Raw genomic sequence first — 20,781 nt, forward strand, 5'->3', positions numbered from 1 at the left:
ATATCCACAAAATAAGACTTTCCAATTCCTCCTCCACGAAATCTCAGTACCCAAAAATGTATATTCAGATGGATTTTCTGTAGCTTAAGTTAAATTACTAGGTTTATTTCTCAACTTGTGAGCAACTTTGTAAACTCATAAATGGCTTTAGGTTAAAGGTAAAAAAACATAAAGTTAGATTAATGAATTAGAAAAATAATGTCCAAAACTAGAGATACCTTTCTGAGCATACGTAAAAAACGAATTATTATCATCGTTTTTGCCTTTGTGCTGTACAATTTAGTTTCCTATATCATAGACCCATTTTCGGCGTACTGGAAAATCTATTTCCAGCGGGACTCGCTGAATATTTTTTTAGACTTGTTTCTCAACTTTAGCTTTTGCTGCCTCATTTCTGAATCGAGTATCTATTTGGGAATGCAACTCAATCATTATATCCCTTGGACCAAAAGTCCATATCGCAGACTGTTGATTGAAACGGGGCTTAACTTCATCTTGGTGATGCTTGCTATTGGCTTCTTTGATTTTTTGTACCGATTCCTAGAAATGTGTGAGGCTTGTCAGAATGTAACAAGCTCGATGAGTATCGAGATGCAACGTGGTTATATTCAGTGGATTGTGGTGAGTGTCATTATCTCTTTCATGATTATTGGCATCAATACCTGTGTGTATTTGATTGACAATTGGAAAAACTCCGAAATGCGTGCCGCAGCACTCGACCAAATGGCTGTGGAGGCCGAATTATACTCACTCAAGCTCCAAATTGACCCCCATTTTGTGTTCAACAACCTCAGCGTTTTATCAGAAATGATTCTAAAAGACCAGCAATTGGGCTATGAATATGCCGAAAACTTTTCGAGAATTTATCGCTATATGCTCGTCAATACCAAGAAAGACATTATATCTCTCGAAGAGGAATTAAGGTTTTTAAAATCATATATCTTTTTGATTAAACAACGAATTGGTGATGGCGTAACGTTTGAGGTAGATATTGAAAAAGAGTGTTTAGGTGCTTATTTGCCTCCTTTAACCTTACAGTTGTTGGTAGAAAACGCACTGAAACATAATAAAACCTCTCGCAGGAATCCGCTCCAAATTTGCATTTATAATACCGATAAAAATGAACTTATCGTGGAGAATAACCTTCTACCGATTGAAAACCCCATGAGTTCATCAGGTTTAGGGCTACAAAATATTCAAAGACGCTATAAGTTATTATGGCAAAAGGGCTTAGAAATTGACAAAAGCACCGATATTTTCAAAGTAATTATACCACTCATAAAAGCATGATACAGAAAGTATTAATCATAGAAGACGAAAGACCAAATGCCGATAGACTCGAACGTTTGATTAAATCTATTCGCCCTAATGCACAGATCGTGGATGTTTTGGAGTGTATTTGTGACAGTATCGAATGGTTTGAAACTCATGAAATGCCTGATGTGGTGATGATGGATATTCGTTTGTCGGATGGGTTGAGCTTCGAGATTTTTGAGAAAACTTCTATTTCTTGTCCTATCATTTTTACAACCGCTTATGACGAATATGCCGTAAAGGCTTTCAAATATAATAGCATTGACTACCTTCTCAAACCCGTAGAATTGGATGAATTGGAGCGTGCTTTTCAGAAATTAGAGAGTACGTCGTCAGTACCAGAGCCAGCTTCTTTGGCTAATTTGTTAAATTATTTTCAGCCCAAAGACTTTCGCACGCGTTTTCTCTTGCCCTATCGTGACGGATACAAAAGTCTACAAATCAATGATATATCCTATTTTTACTCTAAACTAAAAATTACTCGTGCAAAGCTACATAATGGCTCAGAGGAAATAATTCCATTGACCATGGAAGAGCTAGAAGAACAACTTAATCCAAAGGATTTTTTTCGTGCCAATCGCCAGTTTATCATCCATGTAGATGCTATTGAACAAATTCATAATTATTTTAATGGTAAACTAAAAATTGATTTGAAAAAAAGCCCCGAAGACATGGAGCTAATCGTAAGTCGTGAAAAAGCGAGCTTACTAAAAGCTTGGCTAGATTTTTAGTATGTAATTCCTTAATTTCTTACTCGAAGGTTTTAGACAACTTATTCCCTAATGTCTAATACCTCCTCCATATTTCAGTCAGATACCTTTTCTTTTCAGAATCCAATTTTGTCGTTTCGGTCAAATTTGACTTACCTTCTCGCTTTTCTCTTTATTTCTTTGTATCAAAAATTTTCTATCTATACGAAATCATGATACAAACCGCATTCAGAACAAGATTGTCTAGTAAGGCACTATTGTTTTTTGCTTTTACACTCTTGTTATTTTCATGCAAAGAACAAGCACAGCAAACCCAACAACCACCTCTAGTTGTTGATTTTATCCAATTAGGCGCCACCAATGCCGAAGTAGAAAAAAAATATCCTGGCACAATTGAAGGAACAGTCAATGTCGACATCAAAGCCCAAGTAACAGGTTATTTGGAACAGATTTATGTCAAAGAAGGTGATTATGTCAAAAAAGGTCAACCGCTTTTCAAAATCAAAAGTGATGTATTCAACGAACAAGTCAATAATAGCAAAGCGTCTTTAGAAGCTGCTTTGGCAGCTCAGGCCACAGCCAAATTAGAAGTTGAAAAACTCAAACCCTTAGTGGCAGGAAAGGTTGTATCTGAAATGCAACTCAAAACCGCACAGTCCAACTATGAGGCAGCAACAGCACAAGTACAACAAGCCAAAGCAGGATTGAGCTCTTCCAAAATCAACCTTGATTTTAGTGTTCTCAAAGCTCCCGTAAGTGGCTATATCGGTCGTATTCCCAACCGTATTGGCAACTTGGTTATGCCAAACGATGCTACGCCGTTGACAACGCTCTCAGAAATCAATGAAGTATTAGTGTATTTTTCTTTGAGCGAAGCAGACTATATCGCTTTTGCCAAAGAAGGAGGTTTACAGAAAAATGCCAATTCAGTAGAGTTAGTAATGGCTGATGGCTCGGTGTATAACCATAAAGGTCGTCTCACAGTAGCAAGTGGAAATATTGACAAAATGACGGGTAGCATGTCATTCAAAGCGATTTTCCCCAATCCTCAAAAATTGCTACGTTCAGGTGGTACGGCAAGAGTTATACTCAAAAAAGACTTTGACGGTGTGTTGAAAGTACCAATGGGTAGTGTCAAAGATATTCAAGATAAGTACTTCGTCTTTACCCTTGGCGACAGCAGCAAAGTTGCGATGAAACCTTTTGAAGTAGCAGGTAAAGTAGACGGTCAATATATCGTAAAATCGGGATTGAAGGCAGGCGAAAAAATCGCCACCAACAACATCGATATGCTCAACGAAGGCGTAATAGTGAAGGCGGTAATTAAGTAGAAGGCACTAGGCAAAGAGGCACTAGGCAAAGAGAAAGTATAAATCCTTATCTCTCCTTGCTTGATGCCTATCCCATTGTAACAAAAAGGCAAAGAGACTCTAAATAAAGAGAATGTATAAAATTTAATCCCTCTTTGCCTGATGCCTCACCCCTTTTTGCCTAATTAAAAAAAATCAACCATGCTAACAAAAATAATAGACAGACCTGTGCTGGCTACGGTGATTTCGATTGTCATTGTAGTACTAGGATTTGTGGGTCTCGACAGACTATCTGTCACTCGTTTTCCAGATATTTCGCCCCCAACTGTCATGGTATCTGGTTCGTATCCAGGGGGTAATAGCGAAACTGTGATTCGCTCGGTAGTAACACCGCTCGAAGAACAAATCAACGGGGTAGAGAATATGCAGTACATCAAATCTACGGCTAGTAATGATGGTACATTTTCTATTTCGGTCATTTTCAAACAGGGTGTAAATCCTGACCAAGCGGCTGTAAACGTACAAAACCGTGTACAACAAGCCACCCCTATTTTGCCACAGGAAGTAATTCGTATGGGTCTTACCACCTCGAAGCAGCAAAATAGTATGATTCTGATTTTCAACTTGTTTACTGAAGATAACAACAAGTATGATGAAACCTTTTTGCAAAACTACGCCAATATTAACCTTATTCCGCAAGTCAAACGTGTACCGGGAGTTGGTCAAGCCATGGTATTTGGGGCAAAAGATTATTCGATGCGTATTTGGTTGAATCCTCGCAAAATGGCAAGTTATGGACTCACTCCAGCCGAAGTTACAGCTGCTATTGCAGACCAAAGTTTGGAGGCATCTCCTGGGCGTTTGGGCGAAGAATCAGATGCGCCACTCGAATATGTGATTCGTTATAAAGGAAAGAAAAACTTGCCAGAAGACTATGATAATATTGTCGTAAAAAATCAAGGCAATGATATGATTCGCTTGAAAGATGTGGCTCGTGTAGAGTTTGGGTCTATTTCTTACAGTGGCTCCAACTCTTCGAATATGCGCAATGCGGTGACGATTGCGATTTTGCAAACAACTGGCTCAAACGCCAATGCCATCGAGATAGGCATTGACAAAGAAATTGAACGTTTGTCAAAATCCTTTCCTCCGAGTATCAAATATTCCAAACTAATCAGTACCAAAGAGCGCTTAGACGAGGCTACCAATCAGGTAAAATCTACCTTGTTTGAAGCCTTTATCTTGGTATTTATTGTGGTATTTGTGTTTTTGCAAGATTTCCGCTCAACACTTATTCCTGCCATCGCAGTGCCTGTAGCTATTATTGGTACGTTCTTTTTCTTGTTGGTATTAGGTTTTACGATCAATATCCTTACCCTATTTGCCTTGGTATTAGCCATCGGGATTGTGGTCGACGATGCCATTGTGGTTGTGGAGGCAGTACATAGTAAAATGGAAGGTAGTAATATGAGTGCCAAAGAGGCTACTCATTCGGCCATGAGCGAAATTACGGGTGCAGTTATCTCTATTACTTTGGTGATGTCGGCTGTATTTATCCCAATTGGCTTTATGACTGGTTCGGCAGGGATTTTTTATAAACAATTTGCTTATACACTTGCCATTTCTATCATTATTTCGGCAGTCAACGCTTTGACTTTAACTCCAGCCTTATGTGCACTTTTATTGAAAAACAATCATGCAACTGAGCATCATGGAGAAAAGAAAAAGTTAAGTTTTGGGCAAAGATTCTACGTTGCGTTCAACTATGGTTTTAATAATTTCACGAATCGTTATGTAAAAATCATTCGCTTTTTGGCATTACGCAAGTGGTTGGCTGCTGTATTAGTAGCAATTGTAATAGCTACTTCAGCTTGGGTTATGAACACGACGCCAAGAAGTTTTGTGCCAATGGAAGACGACAATATGTTTACTTACGTATTGAGTATGCCTCCTGGAACAGCCCTTACGCCTACCACGCAGGTTGCCAACAAAATCAATAACCTTTTGTCTGAACTCGAAGCCGTTGAAGACAATACTGCTATTACTGGATTTAACCTTTTGAATAACAGTACTAGCCCCGCTTATGCGGTAGGTTTTGTAAAACTAAAACCTAAAAAACTTCGTGGTAAAGTACAGGATATAGACGAGTTGATGGGAGTAGTTAACCAAAAGCTATCTGTCATTAAAGAAGGAATGGTCATGACGATGCGCCTTCCACCAGTTGATGGTTATGGTATGACCAACGGCGCTGAGATTGTTTTGCAAGACCGTAAAGGTAGAAGTCCAAATGTTCTTAAAGCTAAATCGGACGAAGTAATTGCCGAGCTCATGAAAGTACCGGGTGTTGCATCGGCTTACACCGTATTCCGTACCGACTATCCTCAGCTAGAGCTCGAAGTAGACGAAGATAAAGCCAAACAAATGGGCTTAGGTGTTAGTCAGGTATTGGGTACAGTTCAAAGTTATTTTGCTGGAGACCAAAGTTTGAACTTCTCAAGATTCGGAAAATTCTATCGTGTCAATATCAAAGCTGATGGCGTGTTTAGAATGGACGAGCAGGCTTTTGATGAAATTTATGTCAAAAATCCACAAGGACAAATGGTTCCTGTAAAGTCAGTAGTAAAGCTCAACAAGGTTTACGGACCAGAGGCTGTGAGTCGCCACAACCTATACAATGCCTTGACGATTTATGTGAATGCTATGCCTGGCACAAGTAACGGTGCATTGATGGATAATTTGGAAAAAGTATTAGACAAACTTCCAGCCGATTATAGTTATGAGTGGACAGGTTTGAGCTTGGAAGAAAAAGCTTCTGGCAACCAAACATTGGGTATTTTAGGACTGTGTTTACTATTTGTATATCTCTTGTTATCGGCTCAATACGAAAGTTATTTATTGCCGATGGCAGTGCTTTTGTCTATTCCTACAGGCTTGTTAGGCGCCTTTTTAGGTATCAGAAGTATCGGTTTGGATAACAACATCTATGTACAAATCGGGATGATTATGTTGATTGGTTTGCTAGCCAAAAACGCCATTTTGATTGTAGAGTTTGCCGTACAACGTCGTCGTGCAGGACTCAGTATTTTAGAAGCAGCGATTGACGCCTCGCGAGCACGTTTGCGCCCTATCATCATGACCTCTTTTGCCTTTATTGTCGGTATGATTCCGTTAATGATTTCAGAAGGAGGAACTGCCACAGGTAACCATTCGATTAGTACCAGTGCGGCTATGGGGATGCTGAGTGGGGTCATCCTTGGGATTGTTATAATTCCTATTCTGTATATGTTTTTCCAGTTTTTACAAGAAAAAGTAACAGGAAAAAAGGCATAAGGAAATACGGAAAAGCATATTTTCTAATTTTAGAAAAGAACATAAACATGAAACTAACAAAATATATCAGTATAGGATTGATCGCCTTGCTTTCGGCCTGTACTGTTGGCAAAAAATACAGTCGCCCCGATGTGAGTATGCCTGAGCATTTCAGATACTCCATTTCGACTACTGCGGACTCTGTTCAGTTGCCTTGGAGAACTTTTTTTAAAGAACCTCAATTGGTAGGTTTGATAGAAAAAGCCCTTGCCAAAAACAACGATGTATCTGTAGCGGTGTTGACTATACGCCAACTAGATTTGAATTACCAGCAAGCAAAGCTAGGCTTATACCCAAACCTTGATTTTAGTTTAGGCGCCAACCGTACTTGGCTTTCAAGAAACTCCCTAAACGGTTCATTGAGTGAGCAATTTTTGGGAACAGCCTATATGGATGATTACAGTGCTACATTGCGTTTGTCATGGGAGGCTGATATTTGGGGCAAAGTCAAAAATCATAAAGAGTCGAGTTTAGCTGAGTATTTTATGCAAAAGGAAAATCTTTCAGCGCTCAAAACTCGTTTGATTGCACAAGTAGCACAAGCCTATTTTAATCTTTTAACATTGGACGAACAGCTTGCTGTAGCTCAAAAAAATATTGCTTTGTCAGATACAGCCTTGAATATGATTCGTTTGCAATACCAGTCTGGACAAACATCCTCCTTGGCAGTAGAACAAGCTGAAGCACAGAAAAAGACCGCAGAATTACTGATTCCTGTCGCAAAACAAGCGATTTCGGCACAGGAAAACGCACTTAGCATTTTATGTGGAGAATATCCTACTAGCATCGAACGAACCAAAAATATGCAAGAGGCGTTACCAACTGCCTTATTCAGCGAGGGAGTTCCAGCTAATTTGTTAAGTCGTCGCCCCGATGTAAAAGCCAGCGAATATGCTGTAGTTTCGGCCAATGCCAAGATGAATTTGGCAAACATAGCACTTTATCCTTCTATTAGTTTAAGTCCATCGATAGGTGCTAATTCTTTCAAAATGAATACTTGGTTTGATTTGCCAGGCTCATTGATCAAAAATTTGGGCGTTAATCTTACACAGCCCATTTTCAACAAAAAAGCCTTACAAACTGCCTTTGAGGTATCTAGGATAGAGAGAGAAAAAGCTGTTTTAAACTTCAAACAGAGTTTACTTACCGCAGTGGGCGAAGTTTCGACAGCATTGAGCAGAGGCAGTGCTGCACAAGAACGCCTGGAATTGATTCAGTCAAAAAATAACTCGCTTTCCAAGGCAACTAAAGATGCTTTACTATTGTATAGAAATGGCATGGCAAGCTATTTGGAAGTGATTACGACGCTCAACAATTCATTACAAAATGAATTAGACGCCATCAGTGTTCGTAAAGAGCAATTTGATACTACCACAGAATTGTACCGTTCCTTAGGTGGTGGTGTAGAATAGTTTTTAACTGAGTGAACAAGAACAAAGTGTTAAAGGCACAAAGTGATTTTCTAAAAATACCTAACCCCTATTGTAGAGACGTTGCATGCAACGTCTACCAACTAATCATCAAAAGAGGGAATAATCCCTTAAAATATTACTTCTTACTACAAACCTATTGGGAGCCGTTGCGTGCAACGGCTCTACTTATATATTTTGTAAAAATTACTCAATTTTACTATTTTGGATTCTTATCTAAAATAATAATGTTATGCTTCCTAAATCATCTATTTATTACACGATAGTTCTCTTATTTTCAGTTTGTATATCGCCCGTTTTGGGGCAACAAAATGTACCTAAACTCTTCTTTTCAAGTACTGATGAATTAGATTTTAAAACTGTAGAACGCCCCTTTAGTACCCAAGAAAAAGAGAATTTCCTACCCAAATTTGATTCAGGATACGATACATTACACTATAACAAGCAGGAGTCTAAAGAAGAATTTCTGACGGGTATTCATTTTCTAGAACTCAATGGAGATAATAGTATTGATGCTATTTATTATGGATATGGAGGTTATGAACCCAATATTACCATTTTCTTCTTACAAGAAAATGGTAAATTTATTGAGCAATCTAGACATTTGGAAAGTATTGCTTCTTTAGAGTTTGATGCAAAACATCAACTTCAAAAACTAACCTTCTTAAATCTAGGCTGTTGCGGAGACTATATGGAGTTTAAAACTGAGTATATAGTAGACGCTAAGTTTAAGTTTAAACCTACTAAATCCAGTGCTAAAATGTCTGAAACGAAGTTTCCAACGCAGTATTTAGCTCAACCAATCAAGTTTGAAGTGATCAATGATGGTTATAGTCTGAGATATAAGCCACGAATTTATGATACCCCAACCACATTCCGTTCAAGTCCTTTGAAGGGAAATATATTAGGAACTTACGAAAGTAAAGCTCAGGGAATAGCATGGGCAGCATATACTGACCCGAGCGGCAGAACTTGGTGGTTTGTGGAAATGCAACCTACCAAAAAACTTAAAACGGAGTTTATGTACGACAATGATGGAGCTTATATATCAACTCCCCACACTCATCTTGGTTGGATGAGTAGTCGATTTCTAAAAATATTAGACTAATTCTAGATGCCTAACTTAACACATATCAGTAAACTACTCAGTAAAATCCTTCGCCATCAGCCTGATTTAATAGATATCCAATTGGATGAAAATGGCTGGGTAGATGTATCTACTCTATTACAAAATCTGGCGAAACACCAAACCTCCATTTCGTTCGAACAACTAAAGGAAGTGGTGGATACTAATAATAAAAAAAGGTTTTCCTTCAATGATGATTTCTCAAAAATCAGAGCTAATCAAGGACATTCTATAGAGATAGATTTGGCTTTACAGACACAAATTCCTCCTGATATTTTATATCATGGTACCGTTGAAAAAAATCTTACTTCGATTTTTGAAAAGGGTCTTTCAAAAATGAACCGACAGCATGTGCATCTAAGCGCTGATACCGAAACTGCTCAAAAAGTAGGTATGCGTCATGGAATGCCTATTATTTTAAAAATTGAAAGCAAAAAAATGTATGACCAAGGCTATGTTTTCTATCTTTCAGAAAATCATGTTTGGCTAATAGACAGCGTTCCTAGTGAGTTTATTCAGTTATAAGTAGACAATAAAGATTTAATGATAGGCTTTCAGCAGCCAGCTATGGGCATTCCGCAAAATATTTTGAAACTTTTAGCCTACTGTATATTGCTTAATGCCTACGGCTTACAACCTAAAGCGTATTTATGAAAACACAAAATTCAGTTTACATTGCTCAAAGTCTCGATGGTTATATCGCCGATAAACATGGAGGTATCGCTTGGCTTGATTCAGTTCCTAATCCTGAGGGCGACGATATGGGTTATTTTGATTTCGCTAATCGCATGGATGCGCTAGTAATGGGGCGTGTTACTTTCGAAACAGTCTGTGGCTTTGACTGCGATTGGCCCTACACCAAACCCGTATTTGTATTGAGTAATACCCTTTCCGAAATTCCAGAAGCTTATTTAGGGAAAGCATTTCTTGTCAAAGGAACACTAACCGAGATATTAGCTCAAATTAATGAGAAGGGCTACTCTCGACTTTATATTGATGGAGGAAAAACTATTCAACATTTTTTGAAAGAAGACCTTATCGATGAAATGGTTATTACGACTTTTCCCTTATTACTCGGAGGAGGATACTCTCTTTTTGGTGATCTTCATGAAACCTTGACCTTTGAACTGACCTCTTCTCGCATCTGTTTAGGGAGTTTGGTTCAATCTCATTTTATTAGAAAAAGATAAATCCCATAAAAGGATATTTTAGCTGTTTGGGTCAACACTAAAACATATTCAAAAAATAAATACTTACTTTTTTTACACCTATTTTATCAATTTTTTTCCGTAAATCCCTCTCTATTTACTCCAAACAGCATTATAATAAAAATCTATATCTCAATAATAATAATCGATTTGACTTATAATTATTCTTATCGTAATTTTAACATCGAATCAAGGAAAAATCCTTTTTTTATTACTAATATTATAGTAGTAAAATTTAGCATTTAAAGTGAAAAACCTTACAAATGGCATATTACCAAATGTTAATGCAGAATTTTACTTTTGACAATATTTTACCGTTAAAAACTAAACAATTTATAAAATGGAACATCACTCATCAAATCACGGTTCTCAAGAGGGAGGTAAATGCCCATTCCATCACGGTGCTTCTGCTCCTGCGCCAGCAAGACATGCCGCAGGCGGTGGTACAAGAAACCAAGACTGGTGGCCAAATCAATTACGTTTGAATATCCTTCGTCAACATTCTACGTTGTCTAATCCTATGGACGAGGGCTTCAACTACGCCGAAGAGTTTAAATCATTGGATTTGAGCGAAGTAAAAAAAGAAATCGTTGAGTTAATGACCACTTCTCAGGCTTGGTGGCCTGCTGACTATGGTCATTATGGACCATTCTTTATCCGTATGGCATGGCACAGTGCAGGTACTTATCGTACTGCCGACGGTCGTGGCGGTGCAGGTTCGGGCTCTCAGCGTTTTGCCCCTTTGAATAGCTGGCCAGATAACGTAAACTTGGATAAAGCTCGTTTGTTGTTATGGCCAATCAAACAAAAATACGGACGTAAACTTTCATGGGCTGACTTGATGATTTTGGCAGGTAACTGTGCTCTTGAATCAATGGGCTTTAAAACTTTTGGTTTTGGTGGTGGTCGTGAAGACATCTGGGAGCCAGAAGAAGATATTTATTGGGGTGCTGAAGACAAGTGGTTGGAATTGAGCGGTGGTTCAAAAAGCCGTTACTCTGGCGAACGTGACTTGGAAAACCCTCTAGCTGCGGTACAAATGGGTCTTATTTATGTAAACCCAGAAGGTCCAGATGGTAACCCTGATCCATTGGCTGCTGCACATGATATTCGTGATACATTTGGTCGTATGGCGATGAACGACGAAGAAACTGTTGCATTGATTGCAGGTGGACATACCTTCGGTAAAGCACACGGTGCGGCTGACCCAGGCAAATATGTGAGTGCTGAACCAGCAGCAGCTTCAATCGAAGAACAAGGTTTAGGTTGGAAAAACTCCTTCGGTTCTGGTAATGGCGAAAATACCATTACTAGTGGTTTGGAAGGTGCTTGGACTACTACTCCAACGAAATGGAGCAATAACTATTTTTGGAACTTGTTTGGATATGAATGGGAATTGACAAAAAGCCCTGCGGGTGCTCAGCAGTGGATACCTAAACATGGTATGGGTGCAGAAACTGTTCCAGATGCGCACAATCCATCAAAACGTCATACGCCAATCATGTTTACGACTGACTTGGCTTTGAGATTCGATCCAGCTTACGAAAAAATTTCAAGACGTTTCTTCGAAAATCCTGATGAATTTGCTGATGCTTTTGCTCGTGCATGGTTCAAATTGACACACCGTGACATGGGTCCTAAATCATTGTATTTAGGTTCAGAAGTTCCTGCGGAAGACTTAGTATGGCAAGACCCAATTCCTGCGGTTGACCATGAGTTAGTTGACGAAAATGACATCGCTGCTTTAAAAGCAAACATCGCTGCTTCAGGTTTATCAGTTGCTGAATTAGTTTCTACGGCATGGGCTTCGGCTTCTACCTTCCGTGGTTCTGATAAGCGTGGTGGTGCCAATGGTGCTCGTGTACGTTTGGCTCCACAAAAAGATTGGGAAGCAAACAACCCTGAGCAATTAGCAAAAGTGTTGTCAACATTGACTTCTATCCAAGAAGAATTCAATGCGACGCAATCAGGTGGCAAAAAAGTATCATTGGCAGACATAATCGTGTTGGCAGGTAATGTAGGTGTTGAAATCGCTGCTAAAAATGCTGGTGTTGAGGTTTCAGTGCCATTTACAGCAGGTCGTACAGATGCTTCGGCTGAGCAAACTGATGTTGAATCATTTGCAGTACTTGAGCCATTAGCTGACGGTTTCCGTAACTACAAAAAGAAAAAACATACAACTTCTTCAGAAGAAATGTTGGTCGACAAAGCACAATTATTGACTTTGACAGCTCCAGAAATGACTGTTTTAGTAGGTGGTTTGCGTGTCTTGAACACCAACTGGGATAAATCATCTCATGGTGTATTTACACACCGTCCTGAAGCGTTGACAAACGATTTCTTTGTAAACTTATTAGATTTCTCAACTACTTGGAATGCTACGTCTGACGACCAAGAAGTATTTGAAGGTCGCAACCGTATCACAGGTGAAGTGAAATGGACAGCTTCAAGAGTTGACTTAATCTTTGGTTCAAACTCAGAACTTCGTGCTATTGCCGAAGTATATGGTTTCCAAGACTCACATGCGAAATTCGTAAAAGATTTCGTTGCAGCTTGGACAAAAGTAACCAACCTAGATCGTTTTGATTTAAAATAATGATTGACTAGATTATTAAGTTGGTGAATAAAACCCGACGGTCGCTTGACTGTCGGGTTTTTGTTTTTGGTAAAACTCCCTCCTATTTTTCCCCAGTTTATCCTGCCAAATCCCCAATCTGTCGGAAAGGTTTTCTAAAAACTTAGTGTTTTGATTTGTTTTGAATCAGAAATCAAACAAAATCTTGTTCAACAATTCACTAAATTTAACGTAGCGTTCTTTGCCATTACAAAGGATATGCACTCTGATAATCATGAATAATAAACCGACTTTTGAAAAAACTTTTGAAGCTGATTCTATCAATCTTCTAGACTTGCAAAACTTTACTGGTGACCTCGAATTGATTGCGCATGACGAGAATACCATTAAGGTAGAAATCTATGCGAGTGTCAGAAGTATTTTTACTTTTTATATCTACAGTGATCCTCTCTTGGAATTTGACTTTGATACGCATGATTTGCGTTTTGAACAATCGGGCGATACTTTCAGTATTTACGCTAAACCACGATACTTTAATATGTTCAACTGGTTTAATTTTCAAAGTACTTCTTTTCGAATCTATATTCCCACTCGTTTGAGTTCCCAAACCAAAACATTCGGAGGAGATGTCTCGCTGAAAGGTATTGGAGGTAATCACTTTTTTGAAACTTGGGGTGGAAAAATTTTGGCACAAAACACCGTTGGTAACCTCAAAGGAAAAACGATGGGTGGCAAAATCGAGCTTATTTCTTGCCAAGGAAACATCTACGTATCGACGATGGGCGGCAATATTTTTGTGGCAAATAACCAAGCTGATATTCGTTTGGATACGAAAGGTGGCAATATGCTCGTCCAAAATCATAAGGGTTCTATTAATGGTTCGAGCTGGGGTGGTAAAATAGAAGCTTTTGGCGTAGAGGGTTCTTTCGAATGTCATACCTTGGGTGGTAATATTCGTCTGAATGATATTCATGGAAATATTGGCGTAAGTACCAAAGGAGGTAATATTTTCGCTGATATTCAATCGTTACATCAATACGCTTGGTTTGATACTTCGGGGGGAAATATTAAAATCACCATGCCTCTCAACCAACCCATGAATTTGGATGTTTCGGGAAGTCGTATTCAGTTACCACCTCTTACCGATTTTAAGGGTTTGATGACCAATGACACCATTCATGGTACTATCCTTGGAGGCGGACCAACGGTAAGCGTCAAAACCTTGGGAGGTAAAATCAAGATTCGTGAAAACAATCAACCATACGAGCCAATCCGACCAACTGACACTACTGTTAAAGATGCCCATAAAACTAACATCAACCTCGAAAAAAAGCCTGTAGATAGCCCAAAAGCTACTTTTTCAACACCCGTTAACCACTTTGACATGGTAGACAAACCTAAACCGTTTAGTCTAAAACCACCTTATGACCTTGGGTCAAGTATCATTTTTTGTTTGCTTGTCGGTTATGGCATTACGAGTATTGCTTATTTTACTTTAGAAATTTTAGGTAAATGGCAAATTGATTTTTCAGCTATTCAACCAGATATGGTGCTATTGACCACAGCGGCTGGACTTTCGGCGACCTTGGCTTGTTACATTTTTTTGACATTCATCGAGCCCAAAATTCCGCTCGATGAAGTCAAGTTTTTACCCCTGATGGGCTGTGCATTTGCTTCTTCCGCAATTATTGAATGGAGTATTTTACAAACTAACGTTTGGGCGTTTAGTGTACCTATGGCTATGTATTTTTATTTGGTATTACCTGCTTTTACTAGTTGGGTATTTTTATTTTATTGGCTTCAGCATCGTAATATCAACCGTAAAATTTCTGAAAAAGAATATCAATTACTCAACTTAGAAAAGCTCAAATCAAAAGCTCAACTAGATGCCTTGGAAGCCAAAATCAATCCTCATTTTTTGTACAATGCCTTAAACAGTATTGCAGGGTTAATTCATGAACAACCGAATCAAGCCGAAGAAATGACCATACAATTATCAAAGCTTTTTAGATATACGACGGGTCGAACCGAAGAAAGCTTTCATTCACTTTTTGATGAACTCGAAATTATCAGGGCGTATTTGAGTATCGAAGAAGTACGTTTTGGTCACCGTCTCTCCTACACTATCGCTTGTGATGAAAGTTTGTATTCTCAACAAATTCCTCGATTTTTACTACAACCCTTGGTCGAAAATGCCATTAAACATGGTATTTCAAAAATAGCCGAGAAAGGTATTATCGAAGTCAACATTAAACAAGACAATGACTTGCTAACCATTCAGATTCAAGATAATGGACCCGATTTTGCAGAAACCTTAGGCGGTGGTTTTGGCTTGAGAAGTGTTAAGGAAAAACTTAAATTGCTTTATGGCAATAAGGCTTCTTTGGAACTAAAAAACAACCCCAAAATCATCGAAATTCTTATCATGAATCGATAAGCAATATCTTGCTTTAGGCTCTAAGCATTAGGCAAAAAAGCTTCAATAAATTCATGAGAAATATTTTGCCGAGAGCCAATAGTTGAATTTTATTTTACATTCACAACTCATCATTCAGCATTAATACTTATGCCATACAAAACTATTGTAATCGACGATGAACCCATTTCGATTAATCGTATCAAAAGATTATTGAAAGAATATGACGATACCTTTGAAATCATTGGCGAAGCACTCAACGGACAAGAAGGGCTGGAAATGATAGAAGACCTCAGACCAGATTTGATATTTTTAGATATTGAAATGCCTATTTTGACTGGTTTTGAAATGCTCGAAAGACTTACTTTCATGCCGATTGTGATTTTTGTGACAGCTTATGATCAATTTGCGATTAAGGCATTTGAGGAAAACTCCATTGATTATTTATTAAAACCCATCGAAAAATCTCGCTTAGATAAAGCCGTACAAAAGCTTCAGAAATTTACCGAAAACCAAGCTCTAAAAATCTCAGTAGATAGTTTACAAAGTTTGACAGAACTTCTCAAACCTAAGAAAGAAATACATTCTATTTCGGTAAAACAAGGCGATAAAATTTTGATTATTGCTTTACAGGATATAGCTTTTTTTCAAGCAGATGACAAGTATGTATTTTTGCATACCCTTGATAATAAACAATTTATCACCAATTATACGATAAGTAATTTATCAGAAAAGCTTCCAAGTAATTTTATTCGCATAAGTCGTTCGAGTATCGTTAATGGCAATCAAATCAGGGAATTAGAAAAACACTTTAGTGGAAAATATCTCGTTGCCCTCAACGACAGCAAGCGTACCAAAATAGAGACAGGTATCTCCTATCATGATAATCTCAAAAGGTTTTCATTGTAGAGACGTTGCAAGCAACGTCTCCAGCAAAAGATTTGGATATCATATAAATATTGTGTGAAGGGATTACACGCAACGTCTCTACGGTTTTTGTGTGGCGAAATATTCTTTTTTGACAACAGATGCCGTTTTGTGATCGCCAGAATGGTGCCAGCCTGGAGGCATAAAGATATATAGTACTTTATCTTTCATGGTCGGTGCATGATATACGTCCTTGGCCAATAGGATAATTTCACCAAAATAGGCATCCCAAAAATCTCCTGATTTCATTGGTCTAGTAATACCATATTCGATTTCCTCCTCATGCTTTTCGTCTTGTAAAGTACCGAATACCTTGTCCCAAATATTGAGCAGATTACAAAAGTTGGTATCCATATACAAAGGGTTACGAGCATGATGTACACGATGGTGTGATGGTGTCAAAATAATTTTGTTTAAGAATCCCAAACGAGCATCTTTCACCAAGTTTTCACCAATATGAATAAAAGCACCCCATGTTCCATCAACAAACATAATCAGAAACAACAACGGAGGATTGACTCCCATCAATATACAAATTGTAGTACGAATAATATCAGCATAAGGGCCTTCCAAGAAGAAGTGTGCATAAGTAATGGATAGATTCATTGACTCAGAAGCATGATGCGTTGAATGCAAACACCAAAATAAACGCACCTTATGACCCAAATAGTGGTACACAAAATGGGCAAATTCCCAGACCACATAGCCGTAAATAAACCAATACCAAGTAAACTCTGATTTGAAAATTGCATACGGTTCAAACAGACCGATACAAATACCCACCATACCAATGGAGATAAATCTTGATACGACACGATTGAAGATATAAGTAAAAAAAGCGATTTTATATTGTGTAAAACTCAAACGTTGAAAAAAGAATGCTCGAATTAGCTCGATTACCAGCAATACTGGAATAAGTGGCGCAAGTGCTTTTCCGATTCCATCTTGGGTTAAAAGGGCTTTGTAGTTATCTGTCTGAATAATTTCAATGAGGCCTCCAAAGCTAAAAAAGCCTACAATTTCATGATACAAGGTTTCTAAGATTTCCATAATGTTAAGTTTGAGAAAATTGGTTCTCAAAATTTAACAAATTCATCTCAGAAAGCTCTCAGGTTCTGTATGTTTTTAATAATGTCAAATATTTAGAAAGACAAAAGCAACAATAGGACTTTTTCTTAATCAATGATTAAAATAGAGCTAGTACTTAAGACTCCTAAAAAACAGGCATAATCCTTACTGGATTTATTAACTCCAACAAGATATAAAACCATATTCCTGTAGAAGTTCTATTGTACAGATATGCCATAAACTAAAGTACGTATATTGACTTTGGTTAATAAATTTATAGATATACCCTCAAGATTCCCTTTTCTTATTTTTTGTGGGTTAGCCACCATAAATTTTAATTATATTGCAACGAAAAACGTTCTTTTTTACTAGCAAGTATTTTGTGAAATTGCTCCAAATGGGCCGACCTTAAAAGAAGGTAAAAATTGTATTGCAAAAGTTCTGAAACCATACTTTCTGAAGCCCCAAGCTTTACAGGATTTGTAGAAGGAAAAAACATACAACTAATAGGAGTCGAACCAAATCCAGATACTATTTCAAAATTTAAACTTCGATAGAAATAGCAGTGTGCAAACAAGCATCAGCCACTAACAGACACTGAAGCAATTGAGCGAAATATTTTGCAGTAAACTACTGAAAATCAATACATTGCCAAGGCGTTTCTGGTAAAGGCAAACTCTCATAATTCTCATGTATTTTTTGGCTATATTTTAGTGGCTTGAGGACTAACTAGATGAGCCTTGATATTTCTACAAGCTCTTGCAGTGCTTGTTCTCGTTGGATGAAATAAAATAATAATATTGAACTATAAAAATGCAAACAAATGGAAGTAACAATAAAAGTTCATGAAAAATCAATCAGTAAAGCCAATTTTGAATACAAATTCATAGTTACGTCAGACTCCATTGAGGTAAAAGAATTAATATTAGAAAAGGTTAGACAAGAGGTACTTTCATACAATGAAAATATTGTTGAAAGTTTAAAGCAAATTAATATGTCCAATGATTTTGAAACAGCTCTTAATGATGAAGCAAAAACATCTTTAAGAAATAAAAGAAAATTAGAATTTGAAGATATAGAAAAACAATACTACACTGCCTTAGATGGTTTTAGCAAAAGCAAATATTTCATTTTTGTTAATAATAAGCAATATCACCATTTAGATGATAAAATAGAAGTCACACATAGTATGAATGTATTATTTATGAAAATCACGCCTCTTGTTGGCGGTTAAGTTTTACCAGATGATAAATATTTCAAATATTGCAGATCCAACTATTAGCCACGAATGGAAGGTAGTAATCGAATTCTTGGCTTCTCACACTGAACCCAAAAAGAATCCTCCAAAGTCATGGTACAAGGAATTATCCTCTTTAATTAATAGGAATATTAGCTTGGGAGAGTATGAATCTTTTTTGTTAGAAAATCTTAAATCTTTCAAAAAAGAAATACCAAACTTAGTATCCAGATATTCAGAAAATGATTATGCAAAAAGCCCTTTCCTGAGAGGTTTTTTACATAGCTCAATTCTATTTCTAGAAAACACAAAAATAACAGATATCATTGAAGATATTACTGTTACCTCTTTTAGTAAAGGTGCACAAGGTGTCCCTATTGGAAATGATGCTTTATATATCCTATCCGATTTACCTGTAGATAGAGTCGTGGGGTCACTTGGTAAACTCAGGTCAAGAATAAAAAAAGGACCTGTTCGCTCCAAAATTGCTACTATTTTAAATAATATTGGAAAAAAACATGGAAAAACAGCTAATGAACTAGAGGAAATGTCTATCAGTGATTTTGGATTAAATAACCAAAATGAACTTGTTTTTTGTGTAAATGATTGGAATGGCACCATTTCTTTTACCACGGTAAATCAAAGTGAAATATCTTGGACAAACGGAACAAAAGTACAAAAATCTCCTCCCAAAGAAATTACAACAGCTTTGAAAGAAGATTTGAAAGAATTTACTGAAAATATAAAAGAAATAAAAGAGCAACTTGCTAGCCAATGTTTTCGGATTGAGTCTTTTTATTTAAATGATGTAAAATGGTCTTTTGAATATTGGGAAAAGTATTATTTGCAACATAATCTGGTTAGTATTATAGCCAAAAATTTGATTTGGGATATAGTTTGGGAAGGAAATAAGGTAAATGTAACTTGGAGCAATGGATATTTTATAGATTCTAATCAAGCCATAGTTGAGAATATTCCTATTAATGCCACGGTTTCTTTGTGGCACCCTATCTATTCTACGATTGAAGAAATTCGAAATTGGCGCAAATATTTCAATGAAAAGCAAATTATACAAGGCATAAAGCAGGCATTTAGAGAAGTTTATGTCTTGACTGATGCCGAACTGAACACAAAGTCTTATTCTAATAGATTTGCCGCTCATATCATTCAAGTGGGGACTTATCTTACAAAATCAAGAAGCAAAGGTTGGATGGGTTCAGCATTATTAATGGAAAATTTTGCTTTAAAAATCCCTCATTTTGATATAAAAGCGGAGTTTTGGATTCAACGTATTAGTCAAGAAGGGGAAGATTGGTATGGTACAGGCTTAGGTGCAACAGATCAAGTAAGATTCTATAAAAATAAAGAACAGATTGAATTAAAGGATGTACCACCAATCGTTTTTGCTGAAGTAATGCGAGACGTGGACTTATTCATCGGTGCTTCAAGTATAACCAATAATCCTTATTGGACAGATAACGGTACAGGCAAGAATACTGATAGTCAAAGTTATTGGTATGAATACTCTTTTGGCTCACTGCGGATGTCGGGTGATATTAGGATGGAGACGCTGAAAGAAATAATTCCAATGCTATCCATTAAAGATGTCTGTAGTTTTGAAGGTAACTTTCTAAAAGTTCAAGGAAAGATTAGAAACTACAAAATACACGTTGGAAGTGGGAATATCTTAATGGAACCCAATGACCAATATCTTTGCATTGTTCCTGATTCGTCAAATAGAATGGCAAAAGAGAAGATATTTTTACCATTTGATAACGATGAAACATTATCTATCATCATTAGTAAAGCTTTATTGTTAGCAAAAGATAACGAAACCACCGACGAAACCATTATTTCTCAAATAACACTTAAATAAATATGAACTTTTAGCTGACTAACTTTCGTCGAACAACACGCTTACCTTTAACATCGGTAGCTGTTGCCAACTCGATTATTGTGAAACAGCTCCTATAAATTATTATTTCAAACCTCTTTTAAAGCAATTTAAAAGAGGTTTATTTTTGAATTAACATAGCCAATATCTTCGTAAGAGTCTCCATTTTAATAACTGCGTAGTTCAAACTGTAATCC

The 20,781-nt window shown here is 37.3% G+C and carries 14 protein-coding genes; 13 read left to right on the top strand and 1 reads right to left on the bottom strand.

What is annotated here, in order from left to right; genetic code table 11:
• Positions 1-198 precede the first annotated feature (198 nt).
• The 11 genes from QM491_RS21160 (at position 199) to QM491_RS21210 (ending at position 16,367) form a co-directional block, all read left to right on the top strand.
• Positions 199-1,290, top strand: coding sequence for a sensor histidine kinase (locus QM491_RS21160; protein ID WP_283329523.1), 1,092 nt, complete (start codon positions 199-201; stop codon positions 1,288-1,290).
• Positions 1,287-2,045: a LytR/AlgR family response regulator transcription factor gene (locus tag QM491_RS21165; RefSeq protein WP_283329524.1), complete on the top strand. Its 759-nt coding sequence runs from the start codon at positions 1,287-1,289 to the stop codon at positions 2,043-2,045. The genes QM491_RS21160 and QM491_RS21165 overlap by 4 nt, the downstream gene beginning before the upstream one ends.
• A 191-nt stretch (positions 2,046-2,236) precedes the next feature.
• Complete coding sequence (locus tag QM491_RS21170) at positions 2,237-3,355, top strand: efflux RND transporter periplasmic adaptor subunit (protein ID WP_283329525.1); 1,119 nt, start codon at positions 2,237-2,239, stop codon at positions 3,353-3,355.
• Between the two features lie 180 nt (positions 3,356-3,535).
• A complete protein-coding gene (locus QM491_RS21175; protein ID WP_283329526.1) occupies positions 3,536-6,664 on the top strand; it encodes an efflux RND transporter permease subunit in 3,129 nt (1,042 codons plus the stop codon).
• Between the two features lie 47 nt (positions 6,665-6,711).
• Positions 6,712-8,115 carry an efflux transporter outer membrane subunit gene (locus tag QM491_RS21180; protein ID WP_283329527.1) on the top strand — a complete coding sequence of 468 codons (1,404 nt, stop codon included), beginning with the start codon at positions 6,712-6,714 and terminating at the stop codon, positions 8,113-8,115.
• Positions 8,116-8,365: 250 nt separating this feature from the next.
• Positions 8,366-9,241 (top strand): hypothetical protein, encoded by an 876-nt coding sequence (locus QM491_RS21185; RefSeq protein ID WP_283329528.1) that lies wholly within the window; start codon positions 8,366-8,368, stop codon positions 9,239-9,241.
• Positions 9,242-9,247: 6 nt separating this feature from the next.
• A complete protein-coding gene (locus QM491_RS21190) occupies positions 9,248-9,784 on the top strand; it encodes an RNA 2'-phosphotransferase (RefSeq protein WP_283329529.1) in 537 nt (178 codons plus the stop codon).
• A gap of 125 nt (positions 9,785-9,909) precedes the next feature.
• Positions 9,910-10,449 carry a dihydrofolate reductase family protein gene (locus tag QM491_RS21195; RefSeq protein WP_283329530.1) on the top strand — a complete coding sequence of 180 codons (540 nt, stop codon included), beginning with the start codon at positions 9,910-9,912 and terminating at the stop codon, positions 10,447-10,449.
• A gap of 358 nt (positions 10,450-10,807) precedes the next feature.
• A complete protein-coding gene (katG, locus tag QM491_RS21200) occupies positions 10,808-13,063 on the top strand; it encodes a catalase/peroxidase HPI (protein ID WP_283329531.1) in 2,256 nt (751 codons plus the stop codon).
• A gap of 253 nt (positions 13,064-13,316) precedes the next feature.
• A complete protein-coding gene (locus QM491_RS21205; protein WP_283329532.1) occupies positions 13,317-15,479 on the top strand; it encodes a histidine kinase in 2,163 nt (720 codons plus the stop codon).
• Positions 15,480-15,608: 129 nt separating this feature from the next.
• Entirely contained in the window at positions 15,609-16,367 is a 759-nt protein-coding gene (locus QM491_RS21210) for a LytR/AlgR family response regulator transcription factor (protein ID WP_310589598.1), read from the top strand.
• Positions 16,368-16,445: 78 nt separating this feature from the next.
• Here the strand turns inward: QM491_RS21210 and QM491_RS21215 are convergent, their stop codons facing one another.
• Positions 16,446-17,435: a sterol desaturase family protein gene (locus tag QM491_RS21215; RefSeq protein ID WP_283329533.1), complete on the bottom strand. Its 990-nt coding sequence runs from the start codon at positions 17,433-17,435 to the stop codon at positions 16,446-16,448.
• Positions 17,436-18,276: 841 nt separating this feature from the next.
• Between QM491_RS21215 and QM491_RS21220 the strand changes: the two genes are divergently transcribed.
• Together QM491_RS21220 and QM491_RS21225 are read left to right on the top strand one after the other, a co-directional pair.
• A complete protein-coding gene (locus QM491_RS21220) occupies positions 18,277-18,687 on the top strand; it encodes a hypothetical protein (protein WP_283329534.1) in 411 nt (136 codons plus the stop codon).
• A gap of 10 nt (positions 18,688-18,697) precedes the next feature.
• A complete protein-coding gene (locus QM491_RS21225) occupies positions 18,698-20,566 on the top strand; it encodes a DUF4132 domain-containing protein (RefSeq protein ID WP_283329535.1) in 1,869 nt (622 codons plus the stop codon).
• Positions 20,567-20,781: the final 215 nt, after the last annotated feature.

Origin of the sequence: Flectobacillus longus, assembly GCF_030056705.1 — a bacterium.
Lineage (GTDB): Bacteria > Bacteroidota > Bacteroidia > Cytophagales > Spirosomataceae > Flectobacillus > Flectobacillus longus.